The sequence below is a fragment of the Helicobacter cholecystus genome (assembly GCF_003364215.1).
Taxonomy (GTDB): domain Bacteria; phylum Campylobacterota; class Campylobacteria; order Campylobacterales; family Helicobacteraceae; genus Helicobacter_G; species Helicobacter_G cholecystus.
Window position 1 is genome coordinate 1 of sequence record NZ_NXLU01000006.1, and the last position, 19487, is coordinate 19487.

At 35.0% G+C, this 19487-nt stretch carries 16 protein-coding genes; 7 read left to right on the forward strand and 9 right to left on the reverse strand.

The genetic code is table 11. The features are described 5' to 3' along the window. The 4 genes from CQA62_RS05075 to CQA62_RS05090 all read right to left on the reverse strand — a co-directional run. Positions 1 to 1866 (reverse strand): hypothetical protein (locus CQA62_RS05075; protein WP_147288248.1); only part of this gene is annotated, 1866 nt, incomplete at its 3' end. Positions 1867 to 2366: 500 nt separating this feature from the next. Next, positions 2367 to 2918 (reverse strand): anthranilate synthase component II, encoded by a 552-nt coding sequence (locus CQA62_RS05080; RefSeq protein ID WP_104725171.1) that lies wholly within the window; start codon positions 2916 to 2918, stop codon positions 2367 to 2369. Continuing rightward, the gene (locus CQA62_RS05085) at positions 2915 to 4225 is read right to left on the reverse strand and encodes a 3-deoxy-7-phosphoheptulonate synthase class II (protein WP_197720403.1); all 1311 of its coding nucleotides are present in this window, start codon (positions 4223 to 4225) and stop codon (positions 2915 to 2917) included. Before CQA62_RS05085 ends, CQA62_RS05080 begins: the two co-directional genes overlap by 4 nt. Beyond that, a complete protein-coding gene (locus tag CQA62_RS05090; protein ID WP_104725173.1) occupies positions 4225 to 4677 on the reverse strand; it encodes an acyl-CoA thioesterase in 453 nt (150 codons plus the stop codon). Before CQA62_RS05090 ends, CQA62_RS05085 begins: the two co-directional genes overlap by 1 nt. Positions 4678 to 4814: 137 nt before the next feature. On the opposite strand from CQA62_RS05090, the gene CQA62_RS05095 reads away from it, so the two are divergent. After that, entirely contained in the window at positions 4815 to 5261 is a 447-nt protein-coding gene (locus tag CQA62_RS05095; RefSeq protein ID WP_104725174.1) for a DUF4149 domain-containing protein, read from the forward strand. Continuing rightward, entirely contained in the window at positions 5258 to 6580 is a 1323-nt protein-coding gene (locus CQA62_RS05100) for a linear amide C-N hydrolase (protein WP_104725175.1), read from the forward strand. The genes CQA62_RS05095 and CQA62_RS05100 overlap by 4 nt, the downstream gene beginning before the upstream one ends. Before the next feature lie 19 nt (positions 6581 to 6599). Here the strand turns inward: CQA62_RS05100 and mnmG are convergent, their stop codons facing one another. Beyond that, entirely contained in the window at positions 6600 to 8507 is a 1908-nt protein-coding gene (mnmG, locus tag CQA62_RS05105) for a tRNA uridine-5-carboxymethylaminomethyl(34) synthesis enzyme MnmG (protein WP_104725176.1), read from the reverse strand. A gap of 113 nt (positions 8508 to 8620) precedes the next feature. Here mnmG and CQA62_RS05110 point away from each other — a divergent pair, with 113 nt between their 5' ends. Continuing rightward, positions 8621 to 9406, forward strand: a complete 786-nt coding sequence (locus CQA62_RS05110; protein ID WP_104725177.1) for a phosphatidate cytidylyltransferase — start codon at positions 8621 to 8623, stop codon at positions 9404 to 9406. Between the two features lie 4 nt (positions 9407 to 9410). Beyond that, positions 9411 to 10508 (forward strand): 1-deoxy-D-xylulose-5-phosphate reductoisomerase, encoded by a 1098-nt coding sequence (dxr, locus tag CQA62_RS05115; protein ID WP_104725178.1) that lies wholly within the window; start codon positions 9411 to 9413, stop codon positions 10506 to 10508. Here dxr and CQA62_RS05120 read toward each other — a convergent pair. Genes CQA62_RS05120 through ppsA form a run of 3 tightly spaced genes read right to left on the reverse strand, consistent with a single transcriptional unit; the run spans position 10505 to position 14480 of the window. Further along, entirely contained in the window at positions 10505 to 11014 is a 510-nt protein-coding gene (locus CQA62_RS05120) for a YqhA family protein (protein ID WP_104725179.1), read from the reverse strand. The two genes, dxr and CQA62_RS05120, sit on opposite strands and share 4 nt — an antisense overlap. Further along, entirely contained in the window at positions 11014 to 12042 is a 1029-nt protein-coding gene (locus tag CQA62_RS05125) for an aspartate-semialdehyde dehydrogenase (RefSeq protein WP_104725180.1), read from the reverse strand. Before CQA62_RS05125 ends, CQA62_RS05120 begins: the two co-directional genes overlap by 1 nt. A 5-nt stretch (positions 12043 to 12047) precedes the next feature. Continuing rightward, positions 12048 to 14480: a pyruvate, water dikinase gene (ppsA, locus tag CQA62_RS05130; RefSeq protein ID WP_104725181.1), complete on the reverse strand. Its 2433-nt coding sequence runs from the start codon at positions 14478 to 14480 to the stop codon at positions 12048 to 12050. 486 nt (positions 14481 to 14966) lie between these two features. Here ppsA and nhaA point away from each other — a divergent pair, with 486 nt between their 5' ends. Beyond that, positions 14967 to 16427 (forward strand): Na+/H+ antiporter NhaA, encoded by a 1461-nt coding sequence (nhaA, locus tag CQA62_RS05135; protein ID WP_104725182.1) that lies wholly within the window; start codon positions 14967 to 14969, stop codon positions 16425 to 16427. 28 nt (positions 16428 to 16455) lie between these two features. On the opposite strand, the gene CQA62_RS05140 is transcribed toward nhaA, so the two are convergent. Next, on the reverse strand, positions 16456 to 17199 hold the full coding sequence (locus tag CQA62_RS05140) for an extracellular solute-binding protein (protein ID WP_104725183.1): 744 nt from the start codon (positions 17197 to 17199) through the stop codon (positions 16456 to 16458). A gap of 148 nt (positions 17200 to 17347) precedes the next feature. Between CQA62_RS05140 and CQA62_RS05145 the strand changes: the two genes are divergently transcribed. Both CQA62_RS05145 and CQA62_RS05150 read left to right on the forward strand, forming a co-directional pair. After that, positions 17348 to 18586, forward strand: a complete 1239-nt coding sequence (locus tag CQA62_RS05145; protein ID WP_104725184.1) for a DNA recombination protein RmuC — start codon at positions 17348 to 17350, stop codon at positions 18584 to 18586. A 194-nt stretch (positions 18587 to 18780) separates the two neighbouring features. Beyond that, positions 18781 to 19470: an outer membrane beta-barrel protein gene (locus tag CQA62_RS05150; protein ID WP_104725185.1), complete on the forward strand. Its 690-nt coding sequence runs from the start codon at positions 18781 to 18783 to the stop codon at positions 19468 to 19470. The last annotated feature ends 17 nt before the right edge of the window (positions 19471 to 19487 follow it).

Below are 19487 nucleotides of genomic sequence, written 5' to 3' on the forward strand. Positions count from 1 at the left end.
AGTCTCTAAGAAAGATTTTTGAGTATCTCCAATGCTGACTTGCTTATCAGAGAGAGCAAGTTTGACTCCATCTTTATAGGTTTTACCTAAAACTTTATTATTGGCTATATCCACTGCATCAGTTGTATCTATATTCTCTATTGGTCTATCATATGTATTTGTTGTATTAAAGGAATCTGCTGCATTATCATTACTATGTGCAAAGATCAAGTTGATGGCTCCATTCTGACCAATAGAATCATAGGCAATATGATAAGAGACTAGCAAATTTCCTTGAGTGACAATATTTGTTTGAGCATTTCCTGAAGAGATGATTTTATACACAGGGATTATCATTGGAGTATCTGAACTTACTTGTGCTGTTGAGAGTACTGTGTTTGTTGTTGAGGGATTAGATTTTCTAAAGACAAGATTGGTTGTTCCATTACGATTTGTAAGGATACCACTATTATCGCTAAGTTGAACTTGAGTAGAAAAATTTTTATTCGTCTCTGTGACGCTAAGATTAGCGTAAGGAGTCCAAGTCCCATCTTCAAGGATAATGGAGTTAGAACCACCTATAGCAATGATATTTCCTGTAATAGTGCTAGAAGCGGTAGAGGAAGCATCAAAAGTAGTGCGAGTGACAGAGGCAGTAGGGGTAGATTTACCTATAAAGATTGCATTGGGAGAGCCTGTCAATTCTGCATAGATATCTCCTTTGATTATAGCTTTTTCAGCAGAGATAAAGTTAGAACCACCTTCTATAGCTTTGATTCCTTTTTTAATTTCAAGTTCTTTGACATTAATGATATTTCGCCCATAATGCCAATCAGACCGAACTTCTCCCTCTATAATCAATTTAGCATTGGCTTGGTTGTTTGCATCTAACCAATTTTTAAAAGCTGTTCTAGTCGTATCATCTTCAATTTTATTTAAAAAGTTAAGGTGTTCACTTGCAAAGATATTCCACGCTATAATATTTCTTCTACCATATGTTGCTACATTTCCAGTTATTTTACTCTCTTGTAAGGTTATAGAGCTACCACTAGATTGAGTTTGGCTATCTTGTATAAAATGGATTTCATTGATTCCTTCTAAAGCCATAACATTTCCATTGACTGTAAGCTTAGTTGTAGCAATACCATTAGCCCCTAGATTAGCATAGATTGCATTATCTTGAGAATTTACTTTTCCCACCATAAGCTCTTGAACATTAATCAAATTAAAGGCAAGTTTCATTGTGTAATAACTATCTTGTTGGATCGCCTGAATAGTCCCATCAACAGAAAGCTTAACCTTAGCCTGATTTGCACTATTTTTCCATTCTTGTAAAACTTTAGTTGTGTTAATCTCTTTTGCATTAACATTGCTTATATCTGTCATAAAAGAACTATTTAATGCCGTAATAATATTCATTCCATTATAACCCCCTTTGTTGCGGGCTTCAACATCTTTGATATTCACAGTTTCACCTGCAATGCCCCCTAATTCAGTTTTTCCAAAGACAAAATAATTTCTTGAACCTTGTGCATAAATCTTTCCACCAATATTTGCCTTTCCTGCAACAACAACTATATTTGTATCATCTCTAGCTTCAATTGCACTAATAGAATCATTGATATTAACATTCTCAGCGACAATAACTTTACTATTGCTCTTGCCACTTGCACTAATTCTTTGAGTATAGTTATCTTGTGGGTGAGCAGGATTACCCGTTTGATTATCAAACTTATGAATAAGATTGACTAAAGTCTCATCTGTAACTGATGTGTGATGAGCACTTGCAATATTCATCCCCAGTATCATTGCAACTGAACTTGCCACAATGGGTTTGAAAGAATTTTTATTTCTTAAACTTTGCTTTTTATGAATCGTTTTTTCCATGATGTCTCCAATAATTTAAGTTTCTGTTTTCTATTGATTAAGAAACAAAATAACTATAACACAAAAAACACGGGGGGGGGGGGTAAATTTAAAGAAATATCAAATTTATTTGAATTATTCTATTACTTCAATTATTACTCATTTTATATCTGTATAAAACTCTTAGTCCTCTTGTATCTCATTATTGAAAGACCTAAGAAATAGTTTCTAGATTTTTTATTCTTATAAGAAATATCTTCTTTTAAATTTATAAATATATAAAATTAAGATAATCTATTCTTTTTTTATAAAGATTTATTTTTATTTAAAGTAAGAAAGAATAGAAATTAATAGAGTAGAGAAGAAAAAAGTCAATCCTGTATCATTGTAAAGAAAATCCCTGTCTTATGGCGCCCCATAATTCATAAATACATTTGAGATTTTGAATCTTAAATAATTGTTTTTGTTTTGTATATAGGAGAGGTGTAGAGAGGATTTTTTAGACTTTAAGAAAAATACCCTTATTGATGTGAGGAGATGAAGTTGTATAGAAGGATTTTTCCATTTGTAGAGAGGATTGATTCTGGGTGGTATTGCACCCCATATAGAGGCAATGTCTTATGCTCTAATGCCATAATGACTCCATCTTCACTCCACGCAATAGCTCTAAGCTCCTCCCCTAGATCACTCACACATAATGAGTGATACCTCATCACCTCAATATCTTGTTTGTATCCTTTAAAAAGAAAGTGTGAAAGAAATGTAAGTTTTGAAGTTTTTCCATGAATAGGAATATCCCCTTTTTGCACCTTTGCACCAAAGCAATGTGCAATACATTGATGCCCAAGACAAATTCCTAAAATAGGCTTAATTCCTGCATATGTTCTAATGACCTCTAAGCTTTCTAAAGCTTCAGAAGGTTTGCCTGCACCAGGAGAGATGATGATATGTGAAAAAGAAGAAAGCTCTCCTATATTTCTAGCCTCAAAGACCTCAACCTCTTGCCCAAGCTCTTGGAGATAATGCACAATATTATAAGTAAAAGAATCATAATTATCAATGAGCGCAATCATTTCTTAAGTATCTCTCCAACTAAAAAAGCAAGTTCAAGGGATTGTGTGGCATTTAATCGTGGATCACATTGTGTGAGATAATTTTTCCCCAATCCCTCTTGTGTTACACTTCCGCCAATGCACTCACTCACATCTTCTTGAGTCATTTCAAGATGTAATCCTCCAGCATAAACCCCCTCTTCTTTGCACAATGTAAAAAAGTGCTTAATTTCATTAAAAATACTTTGAAAATGACGCGTTTTCATACCTTGAGCATTGATTGTATTACCATGCATAGGGTCATTAATCCACAAAATATTTCTACTCTTTGTCCCCTTAAGTAAAGGGGGGAGATTTTGGAGTATCTGATCTTCCCCCATACGCACAATACACACAATTTCTCCTTTGTCATTGCAAGGATTAAGAGTATCTAAAATCTTAAGCAAAGTTTGAAGCTTCATATTTGGTCCCACTTTAATGCCTTTAGGGTTTTTAATTTTTTGCAAAAAGTTTAAATGAGCCTCACTCTCACTTGTGCGCTCACCAATCCACAAAAAATGTGCAGAGCAATCATAAATCCCACCGCTTAAACTATCCTCTCTGCATAATGCTTCCTCATAATTTAACACCAAGGCCTCATGACTTGTAAAAAACTCACTAAATTCATTAGCCTTGCTGATATTGACTCCACAACTCTCCACAAAACGCAAGGCTTGTGAAATCTCTTGGGCCAAACTCTGATACTTCTGCCCCAAAGGATTATGAGTGACAAAATCAAGATTGTATTTTTGGATTAAATGTAAATCTGCCATTCCTCCCTTACTAAAAGCTCGCAAGAGATTAAGGGTGCTACTGGATTGATGATAGGCCCTAAGCATTCTTTTTGCATCATGCTCTCTTTCTCTAGCACTAAATCCCACTGCATTAATCATATCCCCTCTAAAACTTGGCAAGCTTACCCCCTCTCTTTGCTCAATCTCATTACTTCTTGGTTTGGCAAATTGACCAGCAATTCGCCCAATTTTAACAATCTCCATTCCACTTGAATACCCTAAAACCACACTCATCTGCAAAAAAAGCTTATAAAAATCTCTAATTCTTGCTCCACTAAAACGATCAAAACTCTCAGCACAATCCCCACCTTGCAGAATAAATGCTTCTTGATTTTGGGCTTTAATGATTTTTTCTTTTAAAAGCTCAACCTCTTTTGCAAAAACAAGAGGGGGGTATCCTCTTAGCTCTTGCTCAACTTCAGTGAGTTCTTGAATATTTTTATAAATTGGGGCTTGCTTGATGGGCAAATCCCTCCATTGCCTCAAATTTTGCATCAGTGCATCATTCTTTTATTTCGTCGTTCCTGCGCCTCTTGGTATCGACGCTTTTCCTCATCACTTTGGGGAATAAATGGAGGAATTTGTGTTTTTGATCCATCATTTTTAATTGCAACCATTGTAAAATAAGAGCTATTGCAATGAAAAACTTCTCGTGTTTTAATATTTTCAAATTCAACACGGATTCCAACTTCACAGCTTGTTTTCCCTACATAATTGACACTTGCATAAAAATTCATTAAAGATCCAATAGGGATAGGTTGCTTAAAAAGTACTTGATCTACACTCAAGGTTACAACGCCACATCCACAATATCGTGTTGCACAAGTATAGGCAACCTGATCAAGAAGTTTTAAAAGTTCTCCACCATGCACGACTCCACTAAAATTTGCAAGGTTAGGAGAGGCAAGAATTGACATATGAAGAGTTTTAATATCTTGTTGCTTCATTTTCACCTCTTTGATTTTTATTATTTTTATGATTTTAACACACACTTAGAATGCATTTTTATCCCAAAAATAAGTAATAAAACAAAAAAATCAAGCCTGATAGTGTAAAATAAATGCAATCAAGGAAAGGATGAAATATGCAAAAAGTTTATCAATTTTTACTTGCTGGTATTATTGGAATCGAGTTGATTTTAGGCATTGTCGTTGCTCCTGCAATTTTTTATCCTAAAGATCTTGATGAGATTTTAAGTCATTTCCAAAGTGGGATCATTATGAGTCATATTTTCTCCCAATTTGGCTATATTCTCTTAGGTGTCAGTGGCTTTTGTCTTCTTTATGAACTCTTAAATTATAAAGGTGCTTATCTGCGTATTCTCCTTAATTTAGGTATTACAGTTTTAAGCATCATTTTTGTATTTTACTTCTGTTCTTATATTATTCAAGCTCAAGCTCTTGGGGAATCTGCAACAATCACTCCACATTTTCAAGAAATTCATACTTGGAGTGAATACACACTTAAGGCTATCTTAGTGTTTCAATGTATTTTATTTTTTACACCTTTTCCAACAAGGAGATTTAAATGAGAAAATCCCTATCACTACTTTTAGCAATCTCAATAACATCTTCTCAAATTTTAGCTTGTACAGGAATTTCTATCACTACAAAAAATAATCAACATATCCAAGCAAGAACCATTGAGTGGGGAGAATTTCCCCTAGAAAGTAAGCTTATTTTCTCCCCTCGCAATCAAGATTTTCGATCTCTCACACCTAAGGGTAGAAATGGAATGAGTTGGCGGGCAAAATATGGCTTTGTGGGCATTAGTGTTGTAAATGATGGTTTTATTGGTGAGGGGATCAATGAGGCAGGACTTAATGCTGGGTTATTCTATTTTACCCATTATGGTTCTTTGGCTCCTTATGACAGCAAAGATGACATCATCAGTATTTCAGATATGGAACTCACCAAATATATTCTTTCAAGCTTTTCAAGTGTTGAGGAAGTTAAAGAAGCATTTAAGCATATTAAGGTTGTCCCATTTATGCTTGAAAAAGATGGAAAGGCATTACCAACAGCTCATTGGAGAGTCAATGATGCTAAGGGAGGAAGAATTGTAATTGAAATTATGCAAGGGAGAGTGCATATTTATGAAAATAGCATTGGGGTTCTTACAAACTCTCCTGATTATGCATGGCAACTTACAAATCTTAATAATTATGTAAATTTACGACCTGGAAGTGCACAATCGTTTAAAATGCAAAAACAAAATATCTTTCCTGTTGGTGCAGGTAGTGCAATGTTGGGACTGCCGGGAGATTTCACACCACCCTCACGCTTTGTGCGTGCTGCCTTTTTCCTTAACACTGCACCCATCACAAACAATTCCTATGAGGCAGTCACGCAAGCTTTTCATCTTCTCAATCTTTTTGATTTACCTATTGGAAGCGAATACACTGATAAAAACAAAATCCCCCCAACCCTTCCAAGTGCAACACAATGGAGTGCAGTGAGCAATCAAAGTGAAAAAGAGTTTTATTATCGCACAATGCATAATTCTCAGATTCGAAAAATTGATCTTAAAAAAATTGATTTTACAAAGATCGTATGGAAAGCCCAAGAACTCGATCCTATAAAGCAAGAAAACTTCCAAGAGGTTTTTTATAATGATCAAAAAAATAATCAGCAAAAGAAATATAAGCCAACTCTACCCCAAGCTCCAACACAATCCCAGCAACCTCTAATTCCTGAGCTTGAATCTAAACAAAAATCTAACTCCCCTATTCCCATTCCTCCTACTGAAAAGTCCAATACTCCTATTCCCATTCCTCCTACTGAAAAGTCCAATACTCCTATTCCCATTCCCCCATCTCAAAAATCCCCCTCTCTCCCTCCTTCGCTCTAAAGGAGCTTAAAAAAGCTTCTTATTTTTGATCACTCTTGCTTCTGAGATGAATATAAAGATGCAAGATGTCTATACTTGCAGGGGTAATACCGCTAATTTGTGAAGCTTGGAAAAGATTTTTGGGGTGGATTTTACTGAGTTTTTCCACCACTTCAAGACTTAGGCCACTAATCCCCTCATACACAAAGTCTTTTGGAATTTCCACACTTAAAATCTCATCCATCTTACTCACCATCTCTTTTTGCTTAGCAATGTAGTGATAGTATTTGGATTCTATACGGATTTGCTCTAATGCACGATCGCTCATATTCTCAAAAATTTCTCCAAAAGCTTTGAGTTTAGTATTGTCAAAACTATCACGTCCCACAACTAAAGTGGCGAGACATTTATCACTTATTCCCTCTTCTCCCAATGCCTCAAGAAAATTTAATGTTTGCTTAGAGGGTGTAAGTGGATTTTGTTCAAGATACTCCATTCCTCTTTGAATATCTTGAGTATCTTTAAGAAGTTTAGTATATTCCTCTTGGCTCATTAATCCTAAATCATAAGAATATTTTCCAAGTCTAAAAAGTGCATTATCCTCCCTTAAAAGTAAGCGATATTCAGCCCTTGAAGTAAAGACTCTATAAGGCTCTTTTGTCCCTTTTGTCACCAAATCATCAATAAGCACTCCAATATATCCCTCATCACGCCTAAGGATTAATTCTTTGAGATCTCCAAATTTTCCTCGCATACTCTCAAGCGAAAGAGTGGCATTAATTCCTGCCATAATCCCCTGTGCAGCAGCCTCTTCATAGCCTGTAGTCCCATTGATTTGTCCTGCTAGATAGAGATTTTTTGCCTTTTTTGTTTCAAGTGTATGCAAAAGCTCTGTGGGTTGGACATAATCATACTCAATTGCATAGCCATAACGTGTAATTCTTGCATTTTCTAATCCCTTAATGCTATGAATCATTTGCTCTTGGATATCAAAGGGAAGTGAAGAGGTGAGTCCATTAATATAATATTCCCTCTCATGCGCAGTTTGAGGTTCTAGAAATAATTGATGACGCTCTTTATCTGCAAAACGATTGACTTTATCCTCAATGCTTGGACAATATCGTGGCCCAACACCTTGAATTTGGCCACTAAACATTGGTGCGCGATGAAAATTAGAACGAATAATTTCGTGAGTTTTCTCATTAGTATAAGTTACATAACAAGGATATTGCTTAGGATTAAAAGTTTTTTGATTAGTTTTATAACTGAAGCAAGGCGGGGGAGTGTCTCCATGATGGATTTCAAGATTGCTAAAATCAATACTTCTACCATCAATCCTTGCACAAGTACCCGTTTTTAATCTCCCCACCTCAAGTCCAAGTTTAAGCAATGAATCTGTAAGATTTTTACTTGCACTCTCTCCTGCTCTTCCATTCTCACTCATCACTTCCCCCATATGAATCAGCCCTCTTAAAAAGGTTCCTGTGGTGAGAATAACTTTTTTAGCTTGATAAATTTTTCCAATATTTGTTTTAACTCCAACTACCTTCTGTTCCCCCTCCTCTTCTTCAATTAAAAGCTCTTCTGCCATTTCTTGAGAAACACTAAGATTTGGGGTATTAAGCACTAAATTTCTAGCATAAATCCTGTATGCATCCATATCAATTTGTGCTCTTGTTCCCCGTACAGCAGGACCTTTTGAGGCATTAAGTGTGCGATATTGGATTCCACAAGCATCCGTAATTTCCCCCATGACCCCTCCTAGAGCATCAACTTCTTTTGTCAAATGCCCCTTTCCAAGCCCACCAATTGCAGGATTACAGCTTGCAAGACCAATATTTTCTACAAGAATACTCAAAAGATGAGTTTTTGCTCCCATTCTTGCACTCACAATACTTGCTTCAATCCCTGCATGTCCCCCACCAACAACGATTACATCATATTCCATTCATAGCCTCAAAAATATTTTTTAAAAAATTATATCAAAAGCCTTTTTAGTGCATTATGTTTTTGTCTATAATTATCTCTTATAACCTAAAATTCCAATTTCTAAGGATTTGCATGTCAGGTTTTGTAGAAAAAATCTTAAGTGAAAAAGAACGTTATGTTACAGCTGGGGTGCTCATTGCAGTGATTGCAATTGCCTTTGTGATCAATCACCCTTTAATTATTTGGGGCTTACTGGGTGTGTGCTTTATTGCTGGATTTATTGAATCTCTTAAGCTTTTTTCACTCAAACCCTCTATGATTTTAATCTTGAGTGCGCTAAGTATTTGGGTCATGGCCTATTTTAATGTCTCACCCATTTCTTGTGGCATCTTTATTGCCATAGCATATGCAGGTTGGTTAGCTTATAGACGCTCAATTTCTCCAAAAACAATTCTTCCCTTTATTTATCCCACTCTTCCTTTTTTAGTGCTTTATGCACTTTATAAAGATATGGGAGCCTATGGGCTTTCATCGCTTGTTTGGCTAATTGTTTGTGTTGCTTTTACAGATACAGGGGCATATTTTGGTGGAAGACTTTTTGGACGCAATCCCTTAACCCCCACTTCTCCTAAAAAAACAATTGAGGGTGCAGGAGTAGGGATTGCACTAGGAATTGTTGTAGGAAGTATTGCAGGGATTGGACCTAGTGGAGGTTTTACCGCCTCTCTTCTTATCTCTGTGGGTGTTTCTGTTGCTTCTATTTTTGGAGATTTATTTGAAAGCTATCTAAAAAGAGAAGCTGATGTTAAAGACAGTGGGAGTATTTTACCTGGACATGGAGGAGTACTTGATCGTTTTGATGGAATCTTTTTTGGAGGAATTGTAATGTATTTCCTTCTATCATTTTTAAGAGCTTGAAGTTTTGGATACTCTAGCTCTACTGGGAAGCACGGGTTCTATTGGACAAACCACGCTTAAAGTTGCTAAAAAATTGAATATTTCCATTGAACTTTTAGTTGCTGGAAAAAATATTAATCTACTTAATCAACAAATTCAAGAATTCTCCCCTTCTTTGGTTGTTATTGGGGATAAAAATGATTTACACAAACTTCATAGCAAGGGAGCAAAAGTATTTTTTGGCAATGAAGGAATTAAAGAAGCACTTAGCCTCTGCTCCTCTTCTTTAGTTTTAAATGCTTTAGTTGGATTTGTGGGATTAGAACCAACTTTATTTTCTCTTGCTTTAGGAAAGCAAGTTGCACTTGCCAATAAAGAAAGCCTAGTCACTGCAGGTTGGTTATTTGATGTGAGCAAACTCATTCCTATTGATAGTGAACATTTTAGTCTTTGGTATTTGCTGAGAAATTCGCAGAATCTTAATTCATTGCTCATTACTGCAAGTGGAGGGGCATTTCGTGATACACCTCTCTCTTTAATCCCTACTCAAACCCCAAGTGATGCCCTCAAGCACCCTAATTGGAGTATGGGTGCAAAAATTACTATTGATTCTGCGAGTATGATGAATAAGCTCTTTGAAATTCTTGAAGCCTTTTGGCTTTTTGGATGTGCTCATATTGATGCACTTATTGAGCGAAAATCCCTTATTCATGCTTTAGTTGAATTCACTGATGGAAGTATGAGTGCGCATTTAGCAAAGCCTGATATGGCTTTGGCCATCTCCTATGCTCTTAACCCTACTCTTGCTTCTCAAACTTCTTTTCTCCCAAAAATTACCCTCTCTGATCTCTCTTCTCTCTCTTTAGAATCGATTGATACACAACGCTATCCCTTATGGCATCTTAAAGAGAAGATTTTATCTAACCCAAAATTAGGTGTTGTTCTGAATGCAAGTAATGAAGTGGCTGTTGAGCGATTTCTAAAAGAAGAATTTCTTTTTGGGAGAATATCTGAGATTATATTTAAAAGTATTGATCGCTTCTCTTCTCTTCCAACTTTAAAGAATTTAGAAGAGATTAGAGAGCTAGATGAAGCAGTGCGAGAATTTGCAAGAAAATCTTAGTGCTTACTGTCTTTATGCAAGAAATACAGCCCCAATGAAAGTCCAAGAATAGAAATTGCAAAATAAAGCATATCAAGGGAACTTTGCAATCCCATATTAAGTACTTTTGAGAAAAATGCCACAATTAAGGCCATAACAATAACTTTTGCAAGCTTATCTTTAAGTTGATCAAGTGTATGAATTTCAAGAACCTTTGAACTGTGCTCATCTTTAATTTCAATTTTTGCAATAAATAACTCATACAAACCAAATGCAAAAATCAAAAGCACAACAGCAATAAGATATAAATCAATTGCCATAATGATTGTGTTAAGTAAAATATTATGAATATCCACATCTTCAGCAAGCATTCCCATATAGTACTTATAAGTTGCTCCTACAGCCTTAATGATATCCATACTTGCTACAATAAAGAGCAAGATTGAACCCACCATAGAAAATACGACTGCAAAAATAATAAAAAGTCTTGCATTCCATAAAATATTTTCAAAAAACTTATGCAACATTAAAAATCCTCTAACTTAATCCATTGTTGTGCAATCCTTAAGGCATTGGTTGCAGCACCTACTCTAAGTTGATCAGCAACACACCAAAGATGCAAAATATGTTCATCAAAATTATCCACCCTTACTCTACCTACATAAGTCTCATTTGTATCTGTAGCAATTGAAGGCATTGGATAAATTTTTTGCTCCAAGTCATCTAAAAGAACAATATTTTTAGCTTCTAAGAGTGCTTCTCTTGCCTTTTGTAAATCCACTTTTTTCTTAAATCTAATCGTAATACTCTCACTATGGCTTCTAAGAACAGGAACGCGTACACAGGTTGCACTTATAGGAAAAGAGGCATGCATGATTTTTTGAGTTTCATTAATCATTTTCATCTCCTCTTTACTGTAATGATTGGGCATAAATATATCAATTTGAGGAATAAGATTAAGCGCAATGCGATGGGGAAAAGCCTTAGCCTCGCAAGATTGAAGATTAAATGCAAAGAATTTTTGCATCTGTTCTACTAACTCTTCCATTCCTTTTTTTCCTGCACCACTCACAGCCTGATAAGTGCTCACATCTACTCGTTCAATCTCAAAGGCTTGATGCAATGGAGATAAAACTTGGACCATTTGGATTGTTGAACAATTTGGATTTGCGATAATTCCACTCTTTTTCCATTGAGCAATATCCTCTGAATTTACTTCTGGAACAACAAGAGGCACATCTTCTTGCATTCTAAAAAAACTCGTATTATCAATAACTAGCGCACCTATTTTAGTTGCACTTTGAGCAAATTCCTCACTTACCTTTCCTCCAGCTGAGAAAAAAGCAATCTGCACACCCTCTTTTTCAAATACATCATGAGTAAGCTCTTGGACTTTCCAAGATTTTCCCAAAGCTTCAATCTCCACTCCAGCGCTTCTGCTGCTTGCTAATGGAACAAGTTTTTCAACAGGAAAGTTTTCTTCCTCTAAAACCTTAAAAATCTCCTCTCCTACTGCACCTGTTGCACCTACAACTGCTACAACATATTTTTTCATTCTCTTTATTTCTCTCCCTCTTGAAGAGTTTTTTCAAGTTTTAAGATTCTCTCCCAAGTACTTAGGATTGAATCAGGATTAAGAGAAATGGAGGTAATTCCTTGCTTGACTAAAAACTCCGCAACTTCTGGATAATCACTGGGTGCTTGCCCACAAATTCCACAATATTTCCCATTTTTCTTACAGGCTTCAATTGCTTTTTTAAACATCTCTAGCATTGCAGGATTTCTTTCATCAAAAACATGACTGACAAGCTCTCCATCACGATCAACTCCCAAAGTAAGCTGAGTAAGATCATTGGAACCAATGGAGAAACCATCAAATAAGCTTAAAAACTCATCAGCCAAAATCACATTAATAGGCAATTCACACATCACATACACTTCAAGCCCATCTTTTCCTTGCTCTAAGCCATTACGTCGCATAATCTCTAGGACCTTTTTACCCTCTTCGGGAGTTCTAAGAAAGGGAATCATCACTTTAAGATTAGTCAGCCCCATCTCATCACGCACCATTGCAAGAGCCTGACACTCCCATTCAAAGGCACTGCGATATTGCTCAGAGTAATATCTGCTTGCCCCCCTATACCCTAGCATTGGATTTTCTTCATGAGGTTCATACTCACTTCCACTTAACATTCCACGATATTCATTGGATTTAAAATCACTTGTTCTTACAATTACAGGATTAGGATAAAAGGCTGAAGCAATCATTCCCATTCCCTCTGCAATTTTTTTAATAAAAAAATCTTTTGGCCCATCATAACCACTAATTAGCTTTTCAATCTCTTCCTGATTCTTGATATTTTTACCATTTTGCATATCCACAAGTGCTAGAGGATGAGCTTTAATTTGATTAAGAATAATCATCTCCATTCTTGCTAATCCCACACCATTATTAGGGAATCTTGAAAAATCAAAGGCTTTTTCTGGATTTCCAATATTAAGATAGATTTTTGTTTTAGGTTGTTCAAAATGTGAAAGTTCAAAGGTTTCTACTTCATAAGGATGAATTCCATTATAAATATAGCCCTCTTCCCCTTCAGCACAGGAGATGGTCACTTCCATTCCATTATAAAGCCTCTCTGTTGCACCTAATGCCCCAACAATTGTTGGCACACCAATTTCTCTAGCAACAATTGCAGCATGGCAAGTTCTCCCTCCACGATTTGTAATCACTGCTGCAGCTTTCTTCATTGCAGGTTCCCAATCTGGATCAGTATTATCAGTGACTAAAATCTCGCCCTCATTGAATGATCCCATATGCTCAATATCATTAATAATTCTTACCTTACCGCTTCCAATCTTCCCACCAATTGCAATTCCTTTTAAAATTACCTCCCCTTTATCCACAGGTTTTTTGAAGCGATACTTCTCCACACTTTGTCCTCCACCCTTTTTAAGTACCTGACTTTGCACAGTTTCAGGACGTGCTTGAACGATAAAAATCTCTCCACTCTCACCATCCTTTGCCCACTCCATATCCATGGGTCGATACTCACCTGCTTCTTTACTGTAATGCTCTTCAATAAGTATTGCATAACGAGCAAGTTTAAGAATATCTTCATCACTGATTGAAAAAGTGTCATATTCCTTTTGAGTTGTAGGAATATTTTTAGTTGGATGCGAGCTTCCCCTTGGTGCATAAACCATTTTTTGATGCTTATGTCCAAGCTGACGTTTAATAATAGGGCGTTTCCCCTCTAAGAGTGTGGGTTTAAACACATAAAATTCATCAGGATTGACACTTCCACCTACAACATTCTCACCCAATCCCCAACTTGAAGTAATCAAAATTGCATCTTTAAATCCAGTCTCTGTATCAATTGAAAACATTACCCCTGCACTTCCCTTATCTGCTCTTACCATTTTTTGCACACCCACACTTAAGGCAACTTTAAAATGATCAAAATTTCTTGAAGCACGATAACTGATTGCACGATCTGTAAAAAGCGATGCAAAACAAGATTTAACATAATGAATCAGTTCACTTTGTCCTTTTACACTCAAATAAGTATCTTGCTGACCCGCAAATGAAGCATCAGGTAAATCTTCTGCTGTTGCCGAGCTTCGCACAGCAACATCTGCTTCTTGCATTCCATACTCAGTGCTCAAAATTTTATAAGCCTCTAAAATCTCATCACGCAAATCATTAGGTAATGGAGTAGTAAAAATTAAATCTCTAATTTGTTTAGCCCTAACTTTTAATACATCAATCTCTGTTGTATCAACTCCATGCAGAAGCGAAACAATCTTCTCTCTAATCCCGGCACTATCAAGCAAATACCAATATGCTTCGCTTGTAATGGCAAATCCATTAGGAACCTTAATCCCTACAGGAAGTAATTCTTGAAACATCTCTCCAATACTTGCATTTTTCCCACCAACGATAGGAACATCTTTATTGTTGAGCTCTTTGAAGAATTTGATGTATTTCATTTTTCTCTCCAATGCGAAATTTGCAAAACTTAAAATGATACAATGTTACAGGCTATATTTCACTTAAAAACTTTATTATCCTATAGAAAAATTTGAAGTTTTTAATTTCAAAAGAATCTCTTGGGTTCTTGTATAGATTTAAATAACTTAATATTTTTTTAAAATATTAAGTTAAAATTTTATAGCTTAAAGTTTTGGATTATCCTATTTTAGTTCTGAATCCTATCTATTCATAAGACTCAATGGATATAAATTCTTAAATTAAAATTATACAAGAAATTTTACAGCAAAGACGGAACTGATCCATTGAATTAAAAATACCTCTAGGTATAATCCCTACAAAACGATATAACAAGGTCTTAGAGTTTTCTATTTTTATCTTGAATATTTGATTGGATTATATTTTTCAAGAGACTTTTCATTTAATCTATTGTTCTTTTTATTCTTTAAAATTTTATAGAAAATTTTAAAGAATAAGGATTATCGATGGAGAGATTCTTAAAATTTGTTTTAAGCGATTGGGGAGTTAAAAATACTTTCTATCTTAAAGATAGATTGCAAAAAGGCTTATATCACTTTATAGGACATGAATCTTTTGGGGGAATATTACTTTTTATTTGCGTGATTGTGGCGATGATATTAGCAAATCTTCCCACTACAGCTGAACATTATTTTTCTTTATGGCAGAGTAAAATCACTCTTTCTTTTAATGATTTTCAAAAAGAAATTACATTAATACACCTAATTAATGATTTTTTAATGTCTTTTTTCTTCTTAATGGTAGGGCTGGAGATGAAAAGGGAAATTTTATATGGGGATTTAATGGGGTTTAAAAAAATGAGCTTCTCAATGTTTGGAGCATTGGGGGGAATTATTATTCCTATTACAATCTATCTTGCCTTTAACCATAATCTTACTTCAAGCTCAGGATTTGGAATTGCAATGAGTACGGATACTGCTTTTGCATTAGGAGTGATTTTCTTGCTTGGAAAACGTATTCCCTCTGTAATAAAAATCTTTCTTGTTACTCTTGCAGTAGCCGATGATTTAGTGGCTATCATCATTATTGCAATTTTTTATACGCAAAATATTGAGATCTTTTGGCTATGTATGGCTGCTGTGAGCTTGGTAGGTTTAATATATCTTAATTATAAAGATACAAAATACATCTTCTTATATCTCATCTTTGGAGCATTTCTTTGGTATTCCACTCTCCTCAGTGGGATACATCCTACTATCTCTGCCGTTTTACTTGCTTTCTGTGTCCCTGGAAAAACAAAACTGAATAAAATGTATTTCCAAAAAATGCTTCAAGAGTTGAAAAAATTAGATTTACAAGAGTTATCTCAAACCAAAGATGAGGCACAAGAGGATGGCTTTTTTACATCCAGTAAAAAAGCCATTAGCAAATTCTTTCATAACAATCAAGACCAAGAAGTAGATATCCATAAGATGAGCCATTATGTGCATATTCTAGACAGTATAGGCAAGTATTCCTATTATGCTAAAAATCCACTCTTGGGGCTTGAGATTGCACTTCAACCCCTTTGTGCATATTTTATTGTTCCACTCTTTGCTTTTGCTAATGGTGGAGTAAAAATAACAGCAGGAAGCAATCTTTTTGCTCAACCTATGATGTGGGGAATATTCTTTGGACTTGTATTAGGTAAACCTATTGGAATCTTGCTTTTTACATATCTTAGCCAAAAGTTTAATATTTCAATCAAACCTAAGGGACTAAATTATGGACACATTTTAGCTACAGGATTTTTAGCGGGAATTGGTTTTACAATGTCAATGTTTGTAGCAACTTTAGCTTATGAGGATAAAACCATGGTAGATTTAGCTAAACTTTCAGTTTTATTTAGCTCTCTTGTTGCCACACTTTTAGGGATTATCTTCTTGTATCTAAGTACAAAACCTCCCAAAAAAGATATCCCTTCTTAATCCCCCCCCCTTTTTTTTGGAGAAGAGATTATTTACTCCAACCAAATTTTTTAAAGATCTTCTCAGCATCTTTACTTGAGAGGAATGCAACAAAATCGACTGCTTCCTTAGAAGCATTTTTCATTGCAACAACATTAAAGGTTCGATAGATCACCAAATCTTTTTCAATTTTTACAACTTCACCAAAATCAGGATTACTCTTTGCCCAATCAAGCCAAGTAATCCATACATCAGCCTCTTTATTTAAGAAAAGTTTTTTAGCACTTCCACTATTTGGAACATAAGCCACAATATTGGATCTAAAATCTGCAATTGTTTTAAGATCCTTAGTTCTTCCAATCATATCTTCCCAAACACCAGTTCCTGAAGTATTGCTCTTTCCAGCACCTTCGGGCACAACAATTCTTGCCTTTTTCTTTGCTAAATCTTTAAGGGATTTAATCTTTAAGGGATTGCCTTTTTGAGTAAGAATAATTGCCTCTCTAAAATAAAGAGGTTTAATCTCTTTTGGATCAAATTTATCTCCAAAATCTGTGGCAATAGCAACTGCTGATTGATCAGATGCTCCAAAAAGAATATCTGCATCTTGCTGTGCTTTTTGTTGCCAAGTCTTTTGTGGACCAAAATTGATATTGACCCTTACACCTGTTTTTTGCTCATATACTTTTGCAACTTCCTTAAGTGCAGTGTGAGGACCACCTGGACCATAGAGATTAACTTCAGCATAAAGCCAAGCACCTAAAACCATAACTAAAAATGAAATCTTTTTCATTTTTTCTCCTTCTATAAAAATTAAAAGTAGAAATCATCAACATATTTCATTAATAAAAATTAAATAAACAATTTAGTGACCTTTGTTCTTTAATGTCTTTCATAATTTTTATTGCTAAAATCCTTCTATCACTTTATTAGGAGAAATCATGCTTTCTTATATTCTTAGCACTTTATTTATTGTCGCATTCATAAGCACTCTTATAGTGCTCTTATTTCAAATCAAAAAAAATAAAAATCTCCAATCCCAAAATTTTACACTCCAAAATCTTTCTCAATCCCAAAAAGAACTTATCACTTCTCTTAAACTTGAGCTTAACCACAGTCTTAAAAATCTTGAAGAAACTCAAAACTCTTTACTTGCACAAAAAAATGAACTTAAAGAGCAATACACTCAAAATCTTGAAAAACTTGAAAATAAATACAATAGCAATCTTGCTACACTCAAAGAAGAGCTTACTCAAAATTTTTCACTTCAAAATAAAGCCCTTTTTGCACAAAATCAAAATCAAATTAATGAAGATTCTAAAAAACTCTTAAATGAAATTTTCTCCCCCCTCAAAGAAGAAATCCAAAACTACAACAAGCGATTGCTTGAAAATCAAACAAGCGTAAAAACGAGTATTGAAAATATGTTTAAATACTCTAATGCAATGAGTGAAAATGCTCAAAAACTTGCTCAAATCCTAAAAGGGGATAAAAAAGTTAGGGGTAATTTTGGAGAAATTCAGCTTAAGAGTGTGCTTCAAAATAGTGGGTTAATTGAGGGGGAGCATTATAAACTCCAAGAACAACTCTCTTTTGAAGGATCACGTTATATCCCTGATGCAATCATCTATCTTGAAAAAGATAAAAGCATCATTATTGATGCTAAATTCTCTCTTCCCAGTGATTTTAGTTTTGAGGAAGTAGGACTTGAAGTCAAAGATGAACTAGCAAAAAACCTCTGTTGTAGGATTGAGGAACTCAGTAAAAAACCCTACCACAAACTTTCTTCTTATGATTTTGTTCTTTTATTCATTCCTTACCAAAATATCCTTGATCTTGCCCTAGAAGCCAAACCTTCACTCTACCAATATGCTTATGATAAAAAAATCTATCTCACCACCCCTCACACACTTTTTATGGCACTTAAAACCATTCAAATTACTTGGATTAATATGGATAAAAGTGAAAATGTTTCCCAATCACTTCAAGAGATTGAGAAATTTTATGAGAAGTTTTTAGGGATTGTTGAAGATTGCAATAAAATTGCAAAACTTAAAGACACGCTCTGCGATGTGCATCAAGATTTGGCAAAAAAACTCACAGAAGGCAGGGGAAATCTGGAGAGTAGATTCCAAAAGCTTGGAATCTATGCTAAAAAAGAAATTGATATTAAACCTTAAACAATCTAGCCACACAAAGGATGCATAAAAAGATAAAAACTCATAAATCCCTACAACTTAAGCTTGCCCCATCAATGCTCTTTAAGGGCATTCTCTAGTCTAGTCCTACAATACCAATCCAGACTAAACCCTCTATCATAATTTTAATTCAAAACAAAACGCTATAATTCTTACTTTAATTTTAAGGAGATTGATTGAGAGCGGTATGTATCTTTTTAGCTATTTGTTCTTTACTTTTTTGCTCTACAAAAGAAAATCCCAAAAACTCTAAACAATCCATTAAACAAACATCTCTAGCAACTCAAGAATCTCAAAAAACACACCCTCCTTTTACTTCTAAGACCCCCATTTCTCAAACATCCTCTTCTCCTGCAAGATGGTTTGTTGGAGCAGGAAGTGGGGTAAATTATTCTTTAGAGTATAAAAAAGCCTTTGCAATGATTGATTTGAGGGCAGGAGTCACTTATGATAATGATTGGGGAAGAAGCTATCTTTATACAAATCTCTCTTATGCCTATCTAAAAAATTGGAGCAAGGAGGCTCAAAGCTCACAAGGATATTTCATTGACACACTCTTTAATATTGATGTGGGACTTAATCTTGTGCAAACTCCTTCCCTCTCTTTTCTTTTGATGTTTGGAGTGGGGATTGGGGGGAGATGGACTGAGCAAGAATATAGACAAATTCATTCCTTTAATACCCACAACTCCTTTTTTATCACCAATCTCAATATTGGTCTAAGAAGTGAAATTGCCAAAGAGCACATTATCTCGCTCACACTCAAGCCCCAACTCACTAAGGGTTGGTATCAAAATAGAGAACTTACATTTGAATATTTTAAAGAAATGAGCTTATTACTCAGCTATACCTTTTGGAAATTTTAGTTTTATTTTTATCAAAC